Raw genomic sequence first — 20,824 nt, 5'->3', positions numbered from 1 at the left:
GCGCCGGAGACGGTGTCGATGTGCGCGGTGCCGGCTGCGACGGCTTCCTGGTTGAGCCGGGGGACGGCGAGTTGGGTCTTCTGGTCGCTGAGGCCGCCCTTGGGGGCCTGGACCGCCTCGGCCTTGGTGATCTTGCCGTCGGCGACGGTGATCCGTACCTGCACGGCCCCGTACTGCGTCTCCGCCGCCTTCCCGGTGACCGTACGGGCCTGTGCGGAGCCGGTGGCGCCCGGGGACGCCGGCTTCAACCTGTCCAGGGCGGACTGGAGGGACTTGCGGTAGCCCTCGCTGGTGTAGGTGGCGCCGGAGACGGTGTCGATGTGCGCGGTGCCGGCTGCGACGGCTTCCTGGTTGAGCCGGGGGACGGCGAGTTGGGTCTTCTGGTCGCTGAGGCCCCCTTTGGGGGCCTGGACCGCCTCGGCCTTGGTGATCTTGCCGTCGGCGACGGTGATCCGTACCTGCACGGCCCCGTACTGCGTCCCCGCCGCGTCCCCGGTGACCGTGCCGGAGCCCGCCGGGGCCTGCGCGCCGCCCTGCGGCGACTTCTGCCCCGCCGCCGGCTGCTGCGGGACCGCGCCGGCCGCCGACGCGGCGGCCGGGTCCGAGGCGGGCTTCAGCGACAGCAGCAGCACGACACCGGACACGGTCGCCGCGGTGGCCAGCACGACCCGCCGAACGGGATGGCTCTTCCTCATCGCTTCGCTGCTCCGCTCACATCTCGAACGACTCGTGGTGGATACGGCGTGCGGGAACCCCGGCGCCGCGCAGTGCCTCGTACACCGACTGCGCGAACCCGGGCGGGCCGCACATGAACACGTCGTGCTGGTCGATGTCCGGGATCTTCCGCTGGAGGTTCTCCGCGGAGATGTCCGGCCGCTCGCCGTCCGGGCTGTTCACCGCGTACATCAGCCGGGCGTCCCGCTCCGTGGCGATCGCCGCCAGCTCGTCCCACAGGGCCAGGTCCTGGGTGGTGTTGGCCCGGTAGAGGAGTGTGATGTCACCGGGGGCCCCGGGCAGCGTCTCGAACAGCGCGCGCATCGGCGTGATGCCCACCCCGCCCGCGACCAGCAGCACCTTGCCCCGGCTGCGGCGCTGGGCGGTGAGCGCGCCGTACGGTCCCTCCGCCCACACCTTCGTCCCGGGCGTCAGCTCGCGCAGCCGGGCGCTGTGGTCGCCGATCGCCTTCACCGTGATCCGCAGCATGCCGGGGCGCGGCGCGGCCGAGAGGGAGTACGGGTGGGAGCTGAAGCGCATCCCGGGGGCCAGGAACCGCCAGCGGAAGAACTGGCCCGCCTCGGCGCCCATCCGGTGCAGCTTCCGCCCGCCGATCAGCACCGACACGATGCCGGGCGTCTCCTCGATGACGGCCTCCACCCGCATGCGGTGCCGGAGGTTCAGGCGGAGCGGGGTGAGAACGCGGTACCAGAGGACGAGCGCGGTGACCGCGCCGTACAGCCCGTACCAGAAGGTCTTCGCGGCGGGCTCCACCGCGAAGTCGTTGCCGGTGGTGATCTGGTGCCAGAACGTCAGGAACACCGCCGCGTACGTCAGCAGGTGGACGTGGTACCAGGCGTCGTACGGCAGCCGGCGGCGGACCGGGCCGATGGACGACAGGCCGATGACCACGAACAGGCCCGTGCCGATCGCGGCCTTGCCCATGTCCGGCAGCTGTTCGACGGAGTCGGTCGTCTGCCGCACGATGTCGCCGAGCGACCTGCCGGCCTGGAGCGCGTACCCCCACATGGTGAGGAAGACGTGCGCGACGATCAGGCACAGCGTGTACCGGCCGCTCATCGCGTGCCAGCGGGCCACCCGGTCGGAGCCGACCCGCCGCTCCAGGGCCGGGACCCGCGCCATCTGGAGCACGACCAGCGCCATCAGATACCCGGCCAGCAGACCGGTGATCCGCCCCGCGTTGAGGATGCGGCCGGTGTCGTCGCCGATGGCCGGCGTGTCGTGCCACCAGAGCCACAGCACGGCAGCCGCGCCCGCCCAGAGGGCGAGCAGCAGCGGGACTGCCGGGGAACGACGCGGACGGATACGGCGCATCGTCTGTCGGCGGGCGGCGCGTCCGCCTGCGAGCGTGGTGGTCACGGTTCCTCCGTGGGGACTTGACCCTTGGCCCACAGATACGTGCCGGATGCGCCGGGTGTTCAGAGGCCCGCCGAGTCCAGGGCGGACTGGAGGGACTGGCGGTAGCCGTCACTGGTGTACGTGGCTCCCGAAACCGTGTCGATCTGCGCGCTCTGCGCGGTCAGCGCCTCCCGCCGCAGCTGGGGGAGGGCGTAGCCGTTGATCTCCCGGTCGCGCGGGTTGTCCCGCGGGCAGCTGACGGCGGTGACGTCCGTGAGCCTGCCGCTTCCCAGCGTCACCCGCACCTGGACCGGGCCCCAGCGGGTCTGGACGGTGTCCCCGGTGACGGTCCTGGTGCCGGTGGCGGGCGCCCGCGTCGCCCCCGGGGAGGCACCGGCGACGCTGCTCGCCGGTGCCGGTGGGTGCGTGCCGACGGCGAGGGCCGGGCTCGTGTGCGGCTTCAGCGACAGCAGCAGCATCATCCCGGAGACGGTCGCGGCACCGGCCGGCAGGATCCGGTGGCCCGGCCCAGCCCCCTCGGCCAGGAACCGCCAGCGGAAGAACTGCCCCGGCCGCGCTCCCAGGTACTCCAGGTGCCGTCCTCGTACGACGACCGAGTACGTGCACAGTGCGCCTGCCGTCCTGAGGGCCGCGCCCGGCGACCGGCACCTCAGTACCGGGCGAGCGCCGTCGCCCCGCCCACCGTGCCGATGGCGATGTGCGGCCGCTGGTCCGGCCGGGCCCACCGCAACATCTGCCGCATGGCGTCCTCCGGGACGGACACACAGCCGGCCGTCGCGCCCTGCCCGTTGACGTGCAGGAAGATGCCGGCGCCGCGTCCCCGCACCGGCCGGTCGTAGTTGAAGCCGACGACGAGGCCGTACGCGTACTGCGTCCCGTAGGAGATCAGATGCTCGGACCGGTCGGCGCGGCAGTCGGCCGGCAGCGGGTCCGTCCACCGGTTGTACGCCGTCGACTCGTCGTCCTGGCACCACCAGGAAGTCTCCCGCACGGGACGGTAGGTGACAGTCGTCCCGGCCGGCGCCGGCCGGATCCCGAAGCCGAAGGGGAGGTCGTACAGCCCGGTGGGTGTGGTGTTCGTGCCCTGGCTGCGGGTGCCGCCCTCCACCAGCCCGTTGGAGCCGAACCGCGCCGGTGCGGACCCGGCCCGGACCCACTGCCCCTCCCGCAGGTCCCACCAGCTGACCGTGCCCGCCGTGGCGGCGGTGTCCGGGGCCTCGGCGGTGATCAGCTGGCCGCCGCCGCCCGTGTCCGCCATCCGCGCGGGCAGCGGCAGCGGCACCGGCCCGGGCACGGGCGCGACGCCGAGCAGGGCGAGGCAGGAGGCGGGGACGAGGGCGAGGACCACACCGGGGCGCATGGCTCAGACGGTAGAGGGCGGCAGCGGCAACGGCAGTCCGGGGAGTCCGTCCAGGCTGGTCGCGATGTGCTCCTTCCTGGTGAAGTACGCGTCCAGCGAGGCGTCGTCCTCGCGCGCGAACCGGCTGCGGTGCAGGTCGCGTTCCTCCTCGTACGCCATGTGGGGGACTGCGTACCCGCAGGTGTCCCGCACCAGTCGGGCGTGCACCACGACGACCGCGCGCAGCCCGTGCGCGCTCGGGTCGATGTCCGGGAAACGGGCGAGGAGTTCCGGGAAGCGCGGGTCGTCGCGGAAGACCGGCTCACCCCGGCCGTGCACGCGCACGATGTTCGGCGGGCCCTGGAAGGCGCACCACATCAGGGTGATCCGCCCGTTCTCCCTGAGGTGCGCGATGGTCTCGGCGTTGGACCCGGCGAAGTCCAAGTAGGCAACGGTGCGTTCGTCGAGCACGGCGAAGGAGCCCTTGAGGCCCTTGGGGGAGAGGTTGACCGTGCCGTCGCCGGAGAGCGGGGCGGTCGCGGTGAAGAAGAGGGGTTGTTCCTCGATGAAGGCGCGGAGTCTGCCGTCTATGCGCTCATGAATCTTTCCCATGTCCGACGATTATCGGCGTGATGCGTTCGGCTGTCCGAGTGATCGACCGGCCGGCGAAGGGGGTCCTGCCGTGGCCGCCCCGGCCGGCGCTCGTCGGGGCGGCCACGCTGCCCGCTACCTCACTTCGTGAGCGTGCAGGCGGCCAGGGAGTCCAGGCCGGTGGGCCTGGTGCCTTTGCGGCCGATGCTGATGGCGATGCGGTCGATGGCGGAGACGCGCTTGTCCTTCAGGGGGCCGAGGATGGCGTTGTCGACGAAGTTGGGTCCGCCCTGGCCGACGGTGTCGCGCAGGCGTGTGTCGGCTTCCTGGATCTGGGTCTGGAGGAGGGCGAGGTTGCGGTCGACCTCGGCCCTGGCGGAGGCGGGGACGGCGGGGAGCTGCGAGGCGACGTCCGGGCACGTGATCGTCCCGGGGCTCGCGAGGGTGCGCGCGCCGGTGGCGCCGTCGCTCCCGGCGGGGGTGCCGGCGAGGGCCGAGCCGGCGATCACCGCGCCGGACAGCACCACGGCGGCAGCGCCGCCGATGACCGCCACGCGACGCTGGTTGTACTTCTGGAGAGCCCTGGACATGCGGATGCCTCACTTGGGTCAGGAGTGGGTCGGGTCAGCCCCTGGTGACGGGGCCGGAGCAACGCGGCGCCTGCGTGCGCAGGGAAGTACGGGAAAGCGGTTTCATCCGTTCAGCCGCCCCGAAAATCTCCCTCCCCGGCCACGCTGATTGACGAATCATGCAGAGCGCTGCATACTCATGCAGGCAGGTCGGTGAAGGCAGTGTGTGAGGAGAAAACCGTGACCGAGCGCGTCGTACTCGCCTACTCGGGCGGTCTGGACACCTCCGTCGCCATCGGCTGGATCGCCGAGGAGACGGGCGCCGAGGTCATCGCCGTCGCGGTGGACGTCGGCCAGGGTGGCGAGGACCTGGACGTCATCCGCAAGCGCGCCCTCGCCTGCGGGGCCGTCGAGGCCGAGGTCGCCGACGCCCGGAACGAGTTCGCCGAGGAATACTGCCTCCCCGCCATCAAGGCCAACGCCCTCTACATGGACCGCTACCCGCTGGTCTCCGCCCTGTCCCGGCCGGTGATCGTCAAGCACCTCGTCGCCGCCGCCGAGAAGCACGGCGCCACCACGGTCGCCCACGGCTGCACCGGCAAGGGCAACGACCAGGTCCGCTTCGAGGCCGGCATCGCCGCCCTCGCCCCCGGCCTCACCTGCATCGCCCCGGTCCGCGACTACGCGATGACCCGCGACCGGGCGATCGCCTTCTGCGAGCGCAAGCAGCTCCCCATCGCCACCACCAGGAAGTCCCCGTACTCCATCGACCAGAACGTCTTCGGGCGCGCCGTCGAGACGGGCTTCCTGGAGGACATCTGGAACGCCCCGATCGAGGACATCTACGAGTACACCGCCGACCCGGCCCTCCCGCGCGAGGCCGACGAGGTGGTCATCACCTTCGAGGCGGGCGCCCCGGTCGCCCTCGACGGCCGGCCCGTCACCGTCCTCCAGGCCGTCCAGCAGCTCAACGAGCGCGCCGGCGCCCAGGGCGTCGGCCGGATCGACATGGTCGAGGACCGCCTCGTCGGCATCAAGTCCCGCGAGGTGTACGAGGCGCCCGGCGCGATCGCCCTCATCACCGCCCACCAGGAGCTGGAGAACGTCACCGTCGAGCGCGAACTCGCCCGCTACAAGCGGCAGGTCGAGCAGCGCTGGGGCGAGCTGGTCTACGACGGCCAGTGGTTCTCACCGCTGAAGCGCGCCCTCGACGGCTTCGTCGACGAGGCCAGCCGGCACGTCAGCGGCGACATCCGGATGACCCTGCACGGTGGCCGCGCCGTCGTCACCGGCCGGCGCTCCGAGGCCTCGCTGTACGACTTCGACCTCGCCACCTACGACACCGGCGACACCTTCGACCAGTCCGCGGCCAAGGGCTTCATCGACATATACAGCCTGTCGTCGAAGATCGCCGCCAAGCGCGGCCCGGCGTAACCGCCGTACGGCCTTCGGGTCGTCCCGCACGCATCAGCCTGACAGCCACCCGACCGCCTGGCAGAGTCGGGAGGCGGTGGCCCACCGAGACTCCGAGGAGCAACGCAAGTGAGCAGCAACAGCGGTGACGTACGGCTCTGGGGCGGCCGTTTCGCCGACGGCCCCGCCGAGGCCCTGGCCAAGCTGTCCGCGTCCGTCCACTTCGACTGGCGGCTGGCGCCCTACGACATCGCCGGCTCGCGTGCCCACGCGCGCGTGCTGCACACCGCGGGGCTCCTCACCGAGGACGAGCTGGCACGCATGATCGCCGGACTCGACCGGCTGGAGGCGGACGTGGCCTCCGGTGCCTTCGTGGGCACCGTCGCCGACGAGGACGTCCACACGGCGCTGGAGCGCGGCCTGCTGGAACGCCTCGGCCCCGACCTCGGCGGCAAGCTCCGGGCGGGACGGTCGCGGAACGACCAGGTCGCCACCCTCTTCCGGATGTACCTGCGCGACCACGCCCGGATCATCGGCGGCCTGATCGCCGACCTCCAGGACGCGCTCGTCGGCCTCGCCGAGGCGCACCCGGATGTCGCGATGCCCGGCCGCACCCATCTCCAGCACGCCCAGCCGGTGCTCTTCGCCCACCACGTCCTCGCGCACGTGCAGTCCCTGTCCCGGGACGCCGAGCGGCTGCGCCAGTGGGACGAGCGGACGGCGGTGTCGCCGTACGGCTCCGGCGCCCTGGCGGGTTCCTCGCTCGGCCTGGACCCGGAGGCGGTCGCGCGTGACCTCGGCTTCGAGCACGGCAGCGCCGGCAACTCCATCGACGGCACGGCCTCCCGGGACTTCGTCGCCGAGTTCGCGTTCATCACCGCGATGATCGGCGTGAACCTCTCCCGGATCGCCGAGGAGATCATCATCTGGAACACGAAGGAGTTCTCCTTCGTCACCCTGCACGACGCGTTCTCCACGGGCTCGTCGATCATGCCGCAGAAGAAGAACCCCGACATCGCCGAGCTGGCCCGCGGCAAGTCCGGCCGTCTGATCGGCAACCTGACGGGTCTGCTGGCCACGCTGAAGGCCCTGCCCCTCGCCTACAACCGCGACCTCCAGGAGGACAAGGAGCCGGTCTTCGACTCCTGCGACCAGCTGGAGGTGCTGCTCCCCGCCTTCACCGGCATGATGGCCACCCTCACGGTGCACCGCGAGCGCATGGCGGAACTGGCCCCGGCCGGCTTCTCCCTCGCCACCGACATCGCCGAATGGCTGGTCAGGCAGGGTGTGCCGTTCCGGGTGGCGCACGAGGTGGCCGGCGAGTGCGTGAAGGCCGCCGAGGCCGAGGGCAAGGAGCTGGACGACCTCACGGACGAGCAGTTCGCGAAGATCTCCGCCCACCTCACCCCGGAGGTCCGCACGGTCCTCAGCGTCCCCGGCTCCCTCGCCTCCCGCAACGGCCGCGGCGGTACGGCGCCCAGCGCGGTCGCCGTCCAGCTGGCGGAGGTCAAGGCGGACCTCGCGCGCCAGCACGCCTGGGCGGCCGCCGGGAAGCAGGGCTGAGGACGGCGCCGCCACCGGCGCGCGACGCCCGCACAGCACCGTCCCCGGGGCGAACCGCCGCACGCCCCGGGCGGTACGGCGGCCGGACCAAGGTCATCGCGGGTTACGTTGGTCGAAAGCCCCTGCCCGGAGCCGACCCCACGGAGCCCGCGATGCCCTTCGCCCGTCTCGCGACCGCCACCACGCCGACCTGCCACCTCGGCCTCGGCCTGGCCGCCGTCGGCCGCCCCGGCTACATCAACCTCGGCCGCGACGAGGACCTCGGCCAGGACCGCGGCGTCGAGGCGATGCGCGCCCGCACCCACGAACTCCTGGACGCCGCCTACGCGCAGGGCGTCCGCTACGTCGACGTCGCCCGCTCCTACGGCCGCAGCGAGGAGTTCCTCGCCGACTGGCTGAACGCCCGCCCAGGCACCGACGACGTGGTCGTCGGCAGCAAGTGGGGCTACACCTACACCGCCGGCTGGTCCACCGACGCCGACCGGCACGAGGTCAAGGACCACGGCCTCGCCACCTACGAACGCCAGCGCGCCGAGACCGACGCCCTGCTCGGCGGCCGGCTCGACCTCTACCAGATCCACTCGGTGACCCCGGACAGTCCCGCCCTCACCGACAAGGACCTGCACGCCCGGCTGGCGGACGCCGCCGCCGGCGGTCTCACCGTCGGCTTCTCCACCAGCGGCCCCGCCCAGGCCGACGCGGTCCGCGCCGCGCTCGCCGTGACGGTCGGCGGCGAGCCCCTCTTCCGTACGGTCCAGTCGACGTACAACGTCCTGGAGACCTCGGCCGGTCCGGCCCTCGCCGAGGCGCACGACGCCGGGCTCACCGTGATCGTCAAGGAGGGCATGGCCAACGGCCGGCTGGCCGGACCGTACGCCCCGGACGCGCTCAGGGAGGTGGCCGCCGCGACGGGGCTGGGCTGTGACGCCGTGGCCCTCGCCGCGGTCCTGCGGCAGCCGTGGGCCGGCGTGGTCCTCTCCGGCGCCGCGACCGTCGCCCAGCTGACGTCCAACCTGCACGCTCCCGCCGTCGACCTCGACGAGGACCGGCTCGCCCGCCTCGCCACGCTGGCGGAGGACCCGCACGCCTACTGGGAGCGGCGCGGGCAGCTGCCCTGGCACTGATCGCGACACGCCGCACGACCCGGCGGGATGGGTTACGCGCGCCTTTAATGAGACATAAATGTCTCATCTGGGCTACTCTTGTCTCATGGCCCTCGACCGTGACCACGTGCTGCGCAGCGCAGCCGCCCTGCTGACCCGCAGATCCACCGCGACCATGGACGAGGTCGCCCGCGCGGCCGGGATCAGCCGGGCCACGCTGCACCGCCACTTCGCCGGCCGTGACGCGCTCGTCCGGGCGCTGGAGTCGCTCGGCATCGCGGAGTGCGAGGCGGCGCTGGAGCGGGCCCGGCCCGAAGAGGGTCCCGCGCCCGAGGCCGTACGCAGGCTGCTCCGCGAGATCCAGCCGGCCGCCGGGCTGCTCGCGTTCCTCTACGGCGAGAACCAGCTGTGGGAGGGCGACCGGCAGCACGACGGCTGGCAGCGCCTGGACACCCGCATCGGCGCCCTGTTCCAGCGCGGACAGCGCGACGGCGCGTTCCGTATCGACCTCACCCCGGCCTGGCTCACCGAGGCGCTGTACGGCCTGATCGCCTCCTGCGCCTGGGCCACCCTGGACGGCCGGGTGGCCGCCCGCGACTTCCCGACCATGATCGCCGAGCTGCTGCTCGGCGGCGCTCTGCGGAGAGAGGAACCATGACCAGCACCCTGCGGCCGGCCGACGCGACCGAGGCGGTGAAGCGCCCGGGCCGCTGGCTGGCGCTCTCCGTCCTCGTCCTGGCCGTGCTGCTGGTGGCCGTCGACGCCACCGTCCTCGGCCTGGCGACCCCCTACATCAGCGAGGACCTGCGCCCCTCCGGCACCCAGCTGCTGTGGATCGGCGACGTCTACTCCTTCGTCATCGCCGGCCTGCTGGTCTCCATGGGCAGCCTCGGCGACCGCGTCGGCCGCAAGCGGATCCTGCTGTGCGGCGCCACGGCGTTCGGCGCCCTGTCCGTCCTCAACGCCTACGCGAGGACACCCGAGCTGATGATCCTCGCCCGGGCACTGCTCGGCGTCGCGGGCGCGACCCTGATGCCCGCCACCCTGGCCCTGATCCGCAACCTCTTCCACGACCCGCGTGAGCGCAGCCTCGCCGTCGGCGTCTGGGGCGCCACCGCCTCGGCCGGTACGGCGGTCGGCCCCATCACCGGCGGTTTCCTCCTCGAGCACTTCTGGTGGGGGTCGGTCTTCCTCATCAACCTGCCGGTGATGGCCGTCCTGGTCCTGGTCGGCATCCGTACCCTGCCCGAGTCCCGCGACCCCCGCCCGGGCCCCTGGGACGCGAGCAGTGTCCTGCTGTCGCTGGTCGGCATGATCGCCCTGGTCTACGCGGTCAAGGAAGCCGCCACCCACGGCCTCACCCCGACGACCCTCGCCGCCGGCCTGCTGGGCGCGGCGGCCCTGTACGGCTTCGTCCACCGCCAGCTCACCATGCCCATGCCGCTGCTCGACATGCGCCTGTTCCGGCGCCGCGGCTTCAGCGGCGCGGTCCTCGCCGACCTGCTGACCGTCCTCGGCATGTCCGGCCTGGTGTTCTTCCTCTCCCAGTATCTGCAACTCGTGCAGGGCCGACGCCCGTTGGAAGCCGGTCTGGCCGAACTGCCCGCGGCCGTGGGCGCGGTGACGGCCGGCCTGGTCGCGGGCCGCGCCGCCCGGCGCCTCACGGTCCGTACGGTGGTCTCGGGCGGCCTGGCCGCGGTCGGCATCGCCCTCGCCGCCCTGACGATGCTCGGCCGGTCCACCGGCTACCCGGTCCTCGGTGCCGCCCTGCTGGTGGTGGGCGTCGGCGCGGGCTTCTCGTTCACGGTGACGGCCGACGTCATCCTCTCCAGCGTCCCCAGGGACCGGGCGGGCGCCGCATCCGCGGTCTCCGAGACGGCGTACGAACTGGGCGCGGCCCTGGGCATCGCCCTGCTGGGCTCCATCGTGACCGGCGTCTACCGCGGCTTCGAGGGCCCGGCAGGCACCCCGGCCGAGGCCCACGAATCCCTCGGCGCGGCCACGCAGGCGGCGGCGCACATGGCCCCGCACCAGGCGGAGGCCCTGCTCGACGCGGCCCGGACGTCCTTCGTCCACGGCCTGCACCTGGCCTCGGCGGCGGGGGCGGCGGTCCTGCTGGCGGCGTCGGCGGTGTCCTGGTTCCTGCTGCGGCACCAGGAACTGGAGACCGGCGGCTGAGGGCGCCGCCCGCGAGAGCGGGGCGCCGCGCGACCGGCTCCCCGGCATCCGTACCGGTCAGCGCTGGTACCCCAGCACCGTCATCATCCCGGTCTCCGAGTGGTACAGGTTGTGGCAGTGCAGCATCCACAGCCCGGGATTGTCGGCGTCGAACTCGACGACCAGCTTGCGGTGCGGCAGCACCACCGCCGTGTCCTTGAGCGCCCCGACGGCGTCCAGCCCGGTCAACGAGAACGTGTGCCCGTGCAGATGCAGCGGGTGCCACATGTCGGTGGCGTTGATGAGGGTGAGCCGCACCCGTTCACCGGCCTTGACCGGATGGCGACGGCGCACGTCGTAGGCCTGGTGGTCGAAGCCCCAGTCGTACTTCTCCATCGTGCCGGTGACCCTGATCCGCAGTTCCCGGTCGGGCTCGCGGTCGTGCAGCGCCACGGACTCGGCCGGTACCAGGCGCCGCGCCGGGACGACCTTGCCGTCCAGTTCGTCCGGCCGGACGTCCGGCTTCGGCACCTCCCTCCCCTTGCCGGTGCGCAGGACGGCGAGTGCCTGGCCCTTCTTGCCCTCGGCGAGCGCGACGAGAGGGAAGACGCCGTCCTTGGCGGTGACGAGGACGTCGTAGCGCTCGGCCATGCCGATGAGCAGGGCGTCGGTCTTCTTGTGCCGCACGGGGTAGCCGTCGGTGTGCGTGACCGTCATCGTGTGGCCGCCGAGCGCCACCCGGAAGGCGGTCTCGGAACCGGCGTTGATGATGCGCAGCCGGATGCGGTCGCCGGGACGGCAGCGGAACACCGACGGACTGGTGTTCACGCGCCCGTTGACGAGGTAGTGGGGGTAGCCGACGCTGCCGCCGTCGCCGTGCAGGATGCGGCTGTGGGACTCGCGCAGGACCCGGGAGGGGCCCGCCGGCTTCCTGGACGGGGACGCGTGCCGGCTCGCCGTGCCGTGCGGGCCCGGGCTGCCGTGGCCCGGGCCGGCCATGCCGTGCATGGACATGGAGCCGTCCGCGCCGGGCGCGAGCTGGCGCAGCACCTCGTCGGGGGTGGAGCCCTGCACGCCGTCGACCCAGTCGTCCAGGACGACGAGCCACTCCTTGTCGTAGGAGAGGGGCTCCTTGGGGTCGTCGACGACGAGCGGCGCGTACAGCGCGCGGTCGGCCTGCATCCCGACGTGGGAGTGGAGCAGGTAGGTGCCCGGATGCGGGACGGTGAAGCGGTAGCGGAAGTCGGCCCCGGGCCTGATGGCCGCCTGGGTCAGCTCCGGGGTGCCGTCCATGTCGCAGCGCAGCCGTACCCCGTGGGAGTGCAGCGTGGTCGTCGCGGGCAGCCGGTTGGAGAGCGTCAGGTCCAGCACGTCACCGGCGGTGACGCGCACCAGCGGACCGGGGAGCGACGCGTTGTACGCCCAGCTGCGCACGGCCCGCCCGCCCAGGTCCAGCGTGCTCTCGGCAGCCGTGAACCGGTGCGTGCGGACGGGGCCGGACCCGCGTTTCCGCTCGGCGGCACGCACCTCCGGGTCCGAGGGGTTGACGTACCCCCGGGGACCCGCCGGGACGAAGTCACCCTGCACGCCGCTGCGCTCGGCGCCCGGCCGGGGCCCCGAGCCGGAGCCGGAGCTGGTGCAGGCCGCCAGGAGCCCCGCGCCCGCGCCGGCGACGGGGGCACGGAGCAGGGTACGCCGAGAAGGAGTGAACATATCTAAATGAGACATGTCGTACGGTCATATAGCCGGGAGATACGGCCGAATGCCCCATGTGTCGGGGACAGATTCCTCCGGCAGGCGGACGGACGCGTGTCGCCACGCCCGCCGGGCCGGGACCGTCCTAGGCGGCCTTCGCCTTCGTGGCGTACATGTCGACGTACTCCTGGCCGGACAGCCGCATCACCTCGGTCATCACGGAGTCCGTCACCGCCCGCAGCACGTACCGGTCCCGGTCCATGCCCTCGTAGCGGGAGAACTCCATGGCCTCGCCGAACCGGACGGTGACCCGCCCCGGCCGCGGGATGCCCCGGCCGCCCGGCTGGAGCTTGTCCGTGCCGATCATGGCGAACGGGACCACCGGCGCGCCGGTCATCAGGGTCAGCCGCGCGATGCCGGTGCGTCCCCGGTACAGCCGGCCGTCGGGCGACCGGGTGCCCTCCGGGTAGATGCCGAAGACCCGGCCCTCCTCCAGGATCCGACGTCCCGTCATCAGCGCGGCCACGCCGCCGTTCGCCCCGTCCCGGTCGACGGGGATCATGCCCACGCCGGTGAAGAACCACGCCATCAGCCGGCCCTTGACGCCCTTGCCGGTGACGTACTCGTCCTTGCCGATGAAGCAGACCTGCCGCTTGGTGACCACCGGCAGCACGATCGAGTCGATGAAGGTGAGGTGATTGCCGGCCAGAATCACCGGGCCGTCCCCGGGAATGTGCTCCGCGCCCTCCACCTGTGGGCGGAACATCAGACGCATGATCGGTCCGAGCACTGCCTTGATGAGCGCGAAGCGGGACAACGGGTCCTCCGACGGCGAGGGAAGCGATATGAGTCTGTGCAGGTGAGGACATTACTCGCGGGTCCGGCCCGGGCGCACATCGGGAACGCCCGGTTCACCGAGGCCTTACGAAGAGTTGACGCGGGTTTACCTGCGGTTGCGTGCCGGTACCGGTCCGTCACGCTCCCGCGCCGGTGTGACGCACATCGCGCGCTCCAGGGCCCCGCCACGCCGACGGCCCCACCTCGCGCCGCCCGAGCGGACGCGCGACCTCACCCGGGTGTTCGCACCGAGGTCTCCCTCCCGTCATGTGCCCGCCCCTACGATCGGCCCGCACCGAGGCGCGGCCCGCAGACGGAGCGCCGGGATCAGGACACAGGGCGAAGGCGGCAGGAGAGCGTTCATGGACAGCGACCAGGCGAACGGGCAGACGCAGGGAACGGGACGGCGGGCACTGCTCGGCGCCGCGGTGCTCGGCGCGGGCGGAGCGGCCCTCGGGCTGCCCGGCACCGCCCGGGCCACCGGGACCCGGACGGCAGGGCACGGGGGCCGCGGGCTCAAGAGCCTGCCGGTGCCGACGATCATCGGCCACCGGGGTGCCAGCGGCTACCGTCCCGAGCACACCTTCGGCTCGTACGAGCTGGCCCTGGACCTGGGCGCCGACGTCGTCGAGGCGGGTGACCTGGTTCCGACCAGGGACGGTCACCTGGTCTGCCGGCACGAACCGGAGATCGGCGGCACCACGGACGTCGCCTCCCACCCCGAGTTCGCCGACCGCAGGACCACCAAGGTGCTCGACGGCGTCTCCACCACCGGCTGGTTCACCGAGGACTTCACGCTCGCCGAGCTGAAGACGCTGCGCGCCGTCGAGCGCATCCCGGCCAACCGGCCGCACAACACCCTCTACAACGGCCGCTGGGGAATCCCCACCTTCGAGGAAGTCCTGAAGTGGCAGGACGAGCAGACCCGCAGGCGCGGCAGGCAGGTCTGGATCTACCCCGAGACCAAGCACCCCACCTACTTCCGCGAGCTGGGCCTCCCCCTGGAGGAGAGGGTGGCGAAGCTGCTGCGCAAGTACGGCAAGGACGGCAGGAACGCGCCGGTCATCCTCCAGTCCTTCGAACCGACCAGCATCCAGCGGCTGAACCGGCTGGTCGACAACCCGCTGGTCGTCCTGCTCTCCTCGGCGGACAGCCGCCCGTACGACTTCGTCGCGGCCGGCGACCCGCGTACGGTCGCCGACCTCATCACCCCCGGGGGCCTGCGGGAGATCGCCGGCTACGCGCAGGGCATAGGCCCGACCCTGGACCTGGTCGTCCCCAGGAACGCGGACGGCACCCTGGGCCGGCCGACCACGCTGGTCTCCGACGCGCACAAGGTGGGACTGGTCCTGCACCCCTACACCATGCGCAACGAGAACCCCTTTCTGCCGGCCGAGTACCGCAAGGGCGGCGCGGCCGACGGGTACGGCGACGTCTTCGGCGCCTTCCGGACGTACTTCGCTACCGGTATCGACGGCGTCTTCACCGACAACGCCGACACCGGCCTCCTCGCTCGCGAGGACTTCCTGAACCGCTGAGCGCGTCAACCGCCGCACACGCCGGCCCCCCGTTCGGGGTGACTCTGCGCCGCCCCGGCAACCCGCCGCCGGGGCGGCTCGTCGTTCCGCATATGACGCCCGACCTGGTAACCGCCCTGCACCCGCTGCTGACCGCCGAGGCCTCCGCCGAGGCATATGCCTCCGGGAGCGAGCCGGGCGACCTGGAACAGGCCGTCTGGCTCCGCCTGCTGGAGCGGCTGCAGACCGACGGGCCGCCGCCGGACCCGCAGGGCTGGCTGCGCAGGGCCGTGCGCGCCGAGGCCCGCCGCACCCGCCGCACCACCCGTCGCGAACGTCCGTACGGTGCGGAGCCGGCCGACGACGCCCGCCCCGGCCCCGAGCAGGACGCCCTCACGGCCGCCCGGTACCGCGCGCTGCGGGACGCGGTCCGCCGCCTGCCCGGCCGCTGCCCCCGCCTCCTGGAGGCCCTGCTCTCCCCGAAGGACCCCACCTACCGGGAAATCGCGGGGGAGTTGGGTATCTCACAGGGCAGTCTCGGGCCGGAACGCTCCAGATGTCTGGGATGTCTTCGGCGTTTGCTCAGCCCGGAGGTTGCTTCCCGATGAGCGCGGGGATAGGAGTGAGGGACGACAGGTGATCAGGTGAGCGGGAGGCGTGCGCACATGGGCATGAGCGTGACCATCTCGGTGGCGACCGGGCAGGACGCGGAGCAGATCTTCCGGCTCCAGTACCTGTGCTTCCAGAGCGAGGCGGCGCTGTACGGCAACTACCGCATCGACCCGCTCGTCCAGACCCTGGAGTCCGTCCGCCAGGAGGTCGACGGCGACTGCGTCTTCGTCGCCCGGCTCGGCGAGGAGGTGGTGGGCGCCGTGCGCGGCAGGATCACCGACGACGGTGCCGCGGCCATCGGCAAGCTCTGCGTCCACCCGCGCCTCCAGGGGCACGGCATCGGCGCCCGCCTGCTCCGCGCGGCCGAGGCGGCACTGGCCGGGGAGCGCGGCGCCACCCGGTTCCGCCTCTTCACCGGCCACCGCAGCGAGGGCAACCTGCGGCTGTACCGCCGGGTGGGATACGAGACGGTGGGCCGGGCCAAGGGCGCCGACGGCGTCGAGATGATCATTTTGGAGAAGCCGGCCGGGGAGTACGCGCAGACGGCCTGAGACGCGGTGCCCCGCGAGGGCGCCGGGGACCGCGCGGCCGCCCCCGGCCGCCGCCCTCAGGCGCCCCTGCGGACCCGCGCCCTGCGCAGCCAGTACAGGGCGGACAGCGGCAGCAGCACGGGGATGAAGACGTAGCCCATGCCGTAGTCGGACCACACGGTGGCGTCAGGGAAGGCCGAGCGGTCGACCAGCGTCCACGTACCGACGAGCAGCACCCCGGCCAGTTCCGCGGCGCAGCACACCGACGCCGCCCGCCGGGCCGTCTCCCCGCCCCGCACCAGCGTGTAGGTGATGAACGCGTACACGAGGCCGGCCACGGCCGACAGGGAGTACGCCAGCGGCGCCCGGTCGAACTCCGTGGCGATCTGGTACGCCGACCGCGACAGCGCGCCGACCACCATCACGCCGTAGAACCAGACGAGCAGCAGGCCAGGCCCGCTGATCAGCCGGACCGGCTTCTCCTCCACCGCGGTCACCTCAGCCTCCCCAGATGTCGTAGAGCCGCACTTCCAGCACGGCCAGCACCACACCGCCCGCCGCGACCGTCACCGAACCCCAGCGCGTGCGCTCGGCCAGTGACATGAAACCCGCCGCCGGGACGCACGCGAACGCGCCCAGCAGATACGACACGAAGATCGTCGTGCCCTGCTCCGGCTTCTCGCCCCGCACCAGCAGCACGATCCCGGCCACCAGCTGGATCACGGCCAGCAGCGACACCACCGCCATGCCGATGAAATGCCAGTCCTTGGTCGGCTGGTCGCGATACGCGGCCCAGCCGCACCAGGCGGCGAGCAACAGCGCGGCGACCCCGGTCACCAGCATCAGGACGTTGAGCATGCCGTGACCCTATTACGGCGGAAAAGGCCCACCGCCGCCGACCCCGGCGTACACCGTAGGGTCGGGACCATGACGATCCACGCTCACGCCCTCCTGTTCGACAACGACGGCACCCTCGTCTCCTCCCTCGACTCCGTCGAGCGCTGCTGGACCGCATGGGCGCGGGAGTACGGGATCACCGCGGAGGCGTTCGGGCGCGTGGAGCTGCACGGGCGCACAGCGGTCGAGATCGTCGGCGACCTGCTGCCCGCCCGCCTGGTGCCGGAGGCCGTCGCCCGGGTCGAGCAGCTGGAGGTCGAGGACGTACCCGACGGCGGTGTGCGCCTGCTGCCCGGCACCCGGGCCTTCCTGGACTCCCTGCCGGCCGACCGCTGGGCCGTGGTCACCTCCGCCACCCGCCGCCTGGCCGAGGCCCGCCTGGATGCCGTCGGCATCCTCCCGAAGGCCCTGGTCTGTGCGGACGACGTCACCCGCGGCAAGCCCGACCCCGAGCCCTATCTGCTCGCCGCCCGGCAGCTCGGCGTGGACCCGGCCCGCTGCGTGGTCTTCGAGGACGCGCCCGCCGGACTCCGGGCGGGCCGCGCGGCCGGCATGACCACCGTGGCATTGGCCACAACCCACCCGGCGCACGAGCTGGACGCCGACCTGGTGGTCGCGGACCTGTCGGCCTTGTCGGCCCTGGTCACCGGTGAAACCGTGGAGATCGCCGTCCGCGGCTGAACCCTGTCCGCGACTGTCCACTATCCGGACAGCCGCGACCGGTCAGGACCGTACGTCTGCTTTACTGATCGCATGACCACGACGAGCAGCCGCACCCGTGCGACCGAGGCGACCAGCACGCCCGGTGCTCGTTGTATGTGTCCGTGTCGAATGTGCGCCTTCTAGAGGGCCCCCGCACCAGCCGAGCCTCGCGCCCCGAAGCGAGAGCCGTGGCCCGTCCCGCGCCGGCACCCCGGCGTACGTGACCGAGGCCGCCCCGCGCACACGCCGTTCTCCCCGGTTCCCCGCCACCCGAGAACCGTGCCGCGTCCCTGACCGAACGCACACAACGCATTCGTGCCCGGGCACACCTGCGCCCGCGCACTCGACAGTGACGGAAACCCACGTGATCACCACCTCGGGCCTGACCAAGGTCTACCGCTCCCGCGGCCGTGAGGTCACCGCCCTCGACGGCGTCGACCTGCACGTCCGCGAAGGCGAGGTCTACGGCGTCATCGGCCAGTCCGGTGCCGGCAAGTCCTCCCTCATCCGCTGCGTCAACCTGCTGGAGCGCCCCACCTCCGGCACCGTGACCGTCGCCGGGCAGGACCTCACCGCCCTGGCCGGCCGCGGCCCGCGCGCCGGCAGGGAACTGCGCCGCGCCCGCAGCCGGATCGGCATGGTCTTCCAGCACTTCAACCTGCTCTCCTCGCGGACCGTCCAGGACAACGTCGAGCTGCCGCTGGAGATCCTCGGCAGGTCCGGCAGGGAACGCTCCCGCAAGGCCCTGGAACTGCTGGACCTGGTAGGCCTCGGCGACAAGGCCAAGGCCTACCCCGCCCAGCTCTCCGGCGGACAGAAGCAGCGCGTCGGCATCGCCCGCGCCCTCGCCGGCGACCCCAAGGTGCTGCTCTCCGACGAGGCCACCAGCGCCCTCGACCCCGAGACCACCCGCTCCATCCTCCAGCTGCTGCGCGACCTGAACCGGCAGCTCGGCCTCACCGTCCTGCTCATCACCCACGAGATGGACGTCGTGAAGTCGGTCTGCGACTCCGCGGCCCTGATGGAGCGCGGCCGGATCGTGGAATCCGGCACGGTCGGCGAGCTGCTGGCCACCCCGGGCTCCACGCTCGCCGCCGCACTGTTCCCGGTGGGCGGCGAGGCCTCCGGCACCGACCGGACCGTCCTGGACGTCACCTTCCACGGCGAGGCCGCCACCCAGCCGGTCATCTCCCAGCTCGCGCGCACCTACAACATCGACATCTCGATCCTCGGCGCCGCCATCGACACCGTCGGCGGCCTCCAGATCGGCCGTATGCGCATCGAACTGCCCGGCCGCTACGAGGACAACGTGGTGCCGGTCGGATTCCTGCGCGAACAGGGCCTTCAGATCGATGTCGTCGGCCACGAGGGCGACGAGCCCCTGCTGGTCAAGGAGGGTGCGAAGTGACCTGGTCCGAGATGTGGGAGCTGCTGGAGCCCGAGTGTTGGAACACCCTCTACATGGTCGGGTGGTCCACGCTCATCGCCGTCGTCGGCGGTCTGCCGCTCGGCATCCTGCTCGTCCTGACCGAACGCGGCGGCCTGCTCCAGAACGTCGTGGTGAACAAGGTCCTCGGGCAGGTCGTGAACATCACCCGCTCGATGCCGTTCATCATCCTCATGGTCGCGCTGACCGACGTCACCCGCTTCGTCACCGGCACCAGCATCGGCCGTGACGCGGCCATCGTGCCGCTGGCCATCGGCGCCATCCCCTTCTTCGCCCGGCTGGTCGAGACGGCTGTCCGCGAAGTGGACGGCGGGCTCGTCGAGGCCGTGCAGTCGATGGGCGGCAGCACCCTCACCATCGTCCGCAAGGTGCTGGTGCCCGAGGCCCTGCCCTCCCTGATCGCCTCGGCGACCACCACCCTCGTCGCCCTCATCGGCTACTCCGCGATGGCCGGCACCGTCGGCGCCGGCGGTCTCGGCGACCTCGCCGTCCGCTACGGCTACCAGCGCTTCGAAACCGGACTGATGTGGGTGATCGTGGCGATCCTCGCCGTCGTCATCACCGTCATCCAGTTCGCCGGCGACCTCGCGGCCCGCTCGCTGCACCACCGCGGCGCCCGCTCCGGTCCCGTCCCCAAGCTCCGCCTGCTCAAGGCCAAGGAGCCCGCGGCGGCCGACATCAGCAAGGTCGCCTGACCGCACCCCGAAGACCCCCCGTAACCCGACACGGGGTCGCACCACCCATAAGGAAAGGCACTTTTCGTGCGTAACACCGCCAAACTCACCACCGCCGTCCTCGCCGCCGGAGCCCTCACCGTCGGGCTCACCGCCTGCGGCTCGGACAAGGACTCCGGCTCCTCCGACCACAACGGCCCGCTGGTCGTCGCCGCGAGCCCGACCCCGCACGCCGAGATCCTCGACTACGTCAAGAAGAACCTGGCGAAGAAGGCGGGCCTCGACCTGGAGGTCCGGGAGTTCACCGACTACATCACGCCGAACACGGCGACCGAAGACGGTGACGTGGACGCCAACTACTTCCAGAACCAGCCGTACCTCGACGACTTCAACAAGAAGCGCGGCACGCACGTCGTGCCCGTCGTCACGGTCCACCTGGAGCCGCTCGGCCTCTACTCCCACAGGATCAAGAAGGCCGACGCCCTCAAGAGCGGTGCGACCGTCGCCGTCCCGAACGACGCCGTCAACGAGGCCCGCGCCCTGAAGCTGCTCGCCTCCCACGGGCTGATCACCCTCAAGGACGGCGTCGGCACCGAGGCCACCCCGCAGGACATCACCAAGAACCCCAGGAACCTCAAGTTCAAGGAGGTCGAGGCGGCCCAGACCGCGCGCTCCCTGGACGACGTGGACGCGGCCGTGATCAACGGCAACTACGCCATCTCCGCCGGCATCAAGCCCGCGAAGGAGGCCCTGGTCCTGGAGTCCGCGAAGAACAGCCCGTACGGCAACTTCCTCGCCGTGAAGAAGGGCAACGAGACGGACCCGCGGGTCAAGAAGCTCGCCAAGCTCCTCACCTCGCCCGAGGTGAAGAAGTTCATCGAGGACAAGTACCAGGGTTCGGTCATCCCCTCCTTCTGATCCCTCCTTCTGATCCGTCGCTTCTGATCCCCCGCTTCTGATCGCACGGGCGGTGGGGCCCCCCGGGCCCCCCCCCCCCCGGCCCCCCCCCCCCCCCCCGCCCCCGGGGCCCCCCCCCCCCGGGGGGGGGGGGGGGGGGGGGCGGGAGGGGGCTCAAGCGGGCGAG

At 72.2% G+C, this 20,824-nt stretch carries 21 protein-coding genes and 1 pseudogene; 12 read left to right on the top strand and 10 right to left on the bottom strand.

Annotated features, from left to right (window positions below):
- The 6 genes and pseudogenes from ACF1BE_RS20615 to ACF1BE_RS20590 all read right to left on the bottom strand — a co-directional run.
- Window positions 1-695: FMN-binding protein (locus tag ACF1BE_RS20615; RefSeq protein WP_392200484.1), on the bottom strand; the 695-nt coding region annotated here is incomplete at its 3' end.
- A 16-nt stretch (window positions 696-711) separates the two neighbouring features.
- Complete coding sequence (locus ACF1BE_RS20610) at window positions 712-2,094, bottom strand: ferric reductase-like transmembrane domain-containing protein (protein ID WP_392200483.1); 1,383 nt, start codon at window positions 2,092-2,094, stop codon at window positions 712-714.
- A 59-nt stretch (window positions 2,095-2,153) separates the two neighbouring features.
- Window positions 2,154-2,555 (bottom strand): FMN-binding protein, encoded by a 402-nt coding sequence (locus tag ACF1BE_RS20605; RefSeq protein WP_392200482.1) that lies wholly within the window; start codon window positions 2,553-2,555, stop codon window positions 2,154-2,156.
- 188 nt (window positions 2,556-2,743) lie between these two features.
- Window positions 2,744-3,454: a L,D-transpeptidase gene (locus ACF1BE_RS20600; protein WP_392200481.1), complete on the bottom strand. Its 711-nt coding sequence runs from the start codon at window positions 3,452-3,454 to the stop codon at window positions 2,744-2,746.
- Between the two features lie 3 nt (window positions 3,455-3,457).
- On the bottom strand, window positions 3,458-4,045 hold the full coding sequence (locus tag ACF1BE_RS20595; RefSeq protein WP_392200480.1) for a pyridoxamine 5'-phosphate oxidase family protein: 588 nt from the start codon (window positions 4,043-4,045) through the stop codon (window positions 3,458-3,460).
- Between the two features lie 128 nt (window positions 4,046-4,173).
- A pseudogene (locus ACF1BE_RS20590) lies at window positions 4,174-4,614 on the bottom strand (hypothetical protein); the annotation flags it as partial.
- Window positions 4,615-4,833: 219 nt separating this feature from the next.
- Here ACF1BE_RS20590 and ACF1BE_RS20585 point away from each other — a divergent pair.
- The 5 genes from ACF1BE_RS20585 to ACF1BE_RS20565 all read left to right on the top strand — a co-directional run bounded on the left by ACF1BE_RS20585 (window position 4,834) and on the right by ACF1BE_RS20565 (window position 10,850).
- Entirely contained in the window at window positions 4,834-6,027 is a 1,194-nt protein-coding gene (locus ACF1BE_RS20585) for an argininosuccinate synthase (RefSeq protein ID WP_392200479.1), read from the top strand.
- A gap of 108 nt (window positions 6,028-6,135) precedes the next feature.
- The gene (gene argH, locus ACF1BE_RS20580) at window positions 6,136-7,569 is read left to right on the top strand and encodes an argininosuccinate lyase (protein ID WP_392200478.1); all 1,434 of its coding nucleotides are present in this window, start codon (window positions 6,136-6,138) and stop codon (window positions 7,567-7,569) included.
- Between the two features lie 152 nt (window positions 7,570-7,721).
- Window positions 7,722-8,693 (top strand): aldo/keto reductase, encoded by a 972-nt coding sequence (locus ACF1BE_RS20575; RefSeq protein ID WP_392200477.1) that lies wholly within the window; start codon window positions 7,722-7,724, stop codon window positions 8,691-8,693.
- An 85-nt stretch (window positions 8,694-8,778) separates the two neighbouring features.
- The gene (locus tag ACF1BE_RS20570; RefSeq protein ID WP_392200476.1) at window positions 8,779-9,330 is read left to right on the top strand and encodes a TetR/AcrR family transcriptional regulator; all 552 of its coding nucleotides are present in this window, start codon (window positions 8,779-8,781) and stop codon (window positions 9,328-9,330) included.
- Window positions 9,327-10,850, top strand: coding sequence for an MFS transporter (locus ACF1BE_RS20565; protein ID WP_392200475.1), 1,524 nt, complete (start codon window positions 9,327-9,329; stop codon window positions 10,848-10,850). Before ACF1BE_RS20570 ends, ACF1BE_RS20565 begins: the two co-directional genes overlap by 4 nt.
- Window positions 10,851-10,907: 57 nt before the next feature.
- On the opposite strand, the gene ACF1BE_RS20560 is transcribed toward ACF1BE_RS20565, so the two are convergent.
- Window positions 10,908-12,542 carry a multicopper oxidase family protein gene (locus ACF1BE_RS20560; RefSeq protein WP_392200474.1) on the bottom strand — a complete coding sequence of 545 codons (1,635 nt, stop codon included), beginning with the start codon at window positions 12,540-12,542 and terminating at the stop codon, window positions 10,908-10,910.
- Window positions 12,543-12,669: 127 nt separating this feature from the next.
- Window positions 12,670-13,341, bottom strand: a complete 672-nt coding sequence (locus ACF1BE_RS20555; protein WP_392200473.1) for a lysophospholipid acyltransferase family protein — start codon at window positions 13,339-13,341, stop codon at window positions 12,670-12,672.
- Window positions 13,342-13,723: 382 nt separating this feature from the next.
- On the opposite strand from ACF1BE_RS20555, the gene ACF1BE_RS20550 reads away from it, so the two are divergent.
- From ACF1BE_RS20550 to ACF1BE_RS20540, 3 genes are all read left to right on the top strand, one after another.
- Entirely contained in the window at window positions 13,724-14,899 is a 1,176-nt protein-coding gene (locus ACF1BE_RS20550; protein WP_392200472.1) for a glycerophosphodiester phosphodiesterase, read from the top strand.
- A gap of 92 nt (window positions 14,900-14,991) precedes the next feature.
- Window positions 14,992-15,486 carry a sigma-70 family RNA polymerase sigma factor gene (locus ACF1BE_RS20545; protein ID WP_392200471.1) on the top strand — a complete coding sequence of 165 codons (495 nt, stop codon included), beginning with the start codon at window positions 14,992-14,994 and terminating at the stop codon, window positions 15,484-15,486.
- Between the two features lie 57 nt (window positions 15,487-15,543).
- Window positions 15,544-16,041, top strand: a complete 498-nt coding sequence (locus ACF1BE_RS20540) for a GNAT family N-acetyltransferase (RefSeq protein ID WP_392200513.1) — start codon at window positions 15,544-15,546, stop codon at window positions 16,039-16,041.
- Between the two features lie 56 nt (window positions 16,042-16,097).
- Here the strand turns inward: ACF1BE_RS20540 and ACF1BE_RS20535 are convergent, their stop codons facing one another.
- Together ACF1BE_RS20535 and ACF1BE_RS20530 are read right to left on the bottom strand one after the other, a co-directional pair.
- On the bottom strand, window positions 16,098-16,517 hold the full coding sequence (locus ACF1BE_RS20535) for a hypothetical protein (RefSeq protein ID WP_392200470.1): 420 nt from the start codon (window positions 16,515-16,517) through the stop codon (window positions 16,098-16,100).
- A gap of 1 nt (window position 16,518) precedes the next feature.
- The gene (locus ACF1BE_RS20530) at window positions 16,519-16,878 is read right to left on the bottom strand and encodes a hypothetical protein (RefSeq protein WP_392200469.1); all 360 of its coding nucleotides are present in this window, start codon (window positions 16,876-16,878) and stop codon (window positions 16,519-16,521) included.
- A 69-nt stretch (window positions 16,879-16,947) separates the two neighbouring features.
- Here ACF1BE_RS20530 and ACF1BE_RS20525 point away from each other — a divergent pair, with 69 nt between their 5' ends.
- From ACF1BE_RS20525 to ACF1BE_RS20510, 4 genes are all read left to right on the top strand, one after another.
- Window positions 16,948-17,598, top strand: a complete 651-nt coding sequence (locus ACF1BE_RS20525) for an HAD family hydrolase (protein WP_392200468.1) — start codon at window positions 16,948-16,950, stop codon at window positions 17,596-17,598.
- 385 nt (window positions 17,599-17,983) lie between these two features.
- The gene (locus ACF1BE_RS20520) at window positions 17,984-19,027 is read left to right on the top strand and encodes a methionine ABC transporter ATP-binding protein (RefSeq protein WP_392200467.1); all 1,044 of its coding nucleotides are present in this window, start codon (window positions 17,984-17,986) and stop codon (window positions 19,025-19,027) included.
- Window positions 19,024-19,761, top strand: a complete 738-nt coding sequence (locus ACF1BE_RS20515) for a methionine ABC transporter permease (RefSeq protein ID WP_392200466.1) — start codon at window positions 19,024-19,026, stop codon at window positions 19,759-19,761. The genes ACF1BE_RS20520 and ACF1BE_RS20515 overlap by 4 nt, the downstream gene beginning before the upstream one ends.
- A gap of 66 nt (window positions 19,762-19,827) precedes the next feature.
- Window positions 19,828-20,658: a MetQ/NlpA family ABC transporter substrate-binding protein gene (locus tag ACF1BE_RS20510; protein ID WP_392200465.1), complete on the top strand. Its 831-nt coding sequence runs from the start codon at window positions 19,828-19,830 to the stop codon at window positions 20,656-20,658.
- The last annotated feature ends 166 nt before the right edge of the window (window positions 20,659-20,824 follow it).

The organism is Streptomyces sp. NPDC014991, assembly GCF_043080665.1.
Lineage (GTDB): Bacteria > Actinomycetota > Actinomycetes > Streptomycetales > Streptomycetaceae > Streptomyces.
The sequence above is the reverse complement of the archived record's forward strand: the minus strand, read 5'-3'. Positions and strand labels throughout refer to the sequence as shown.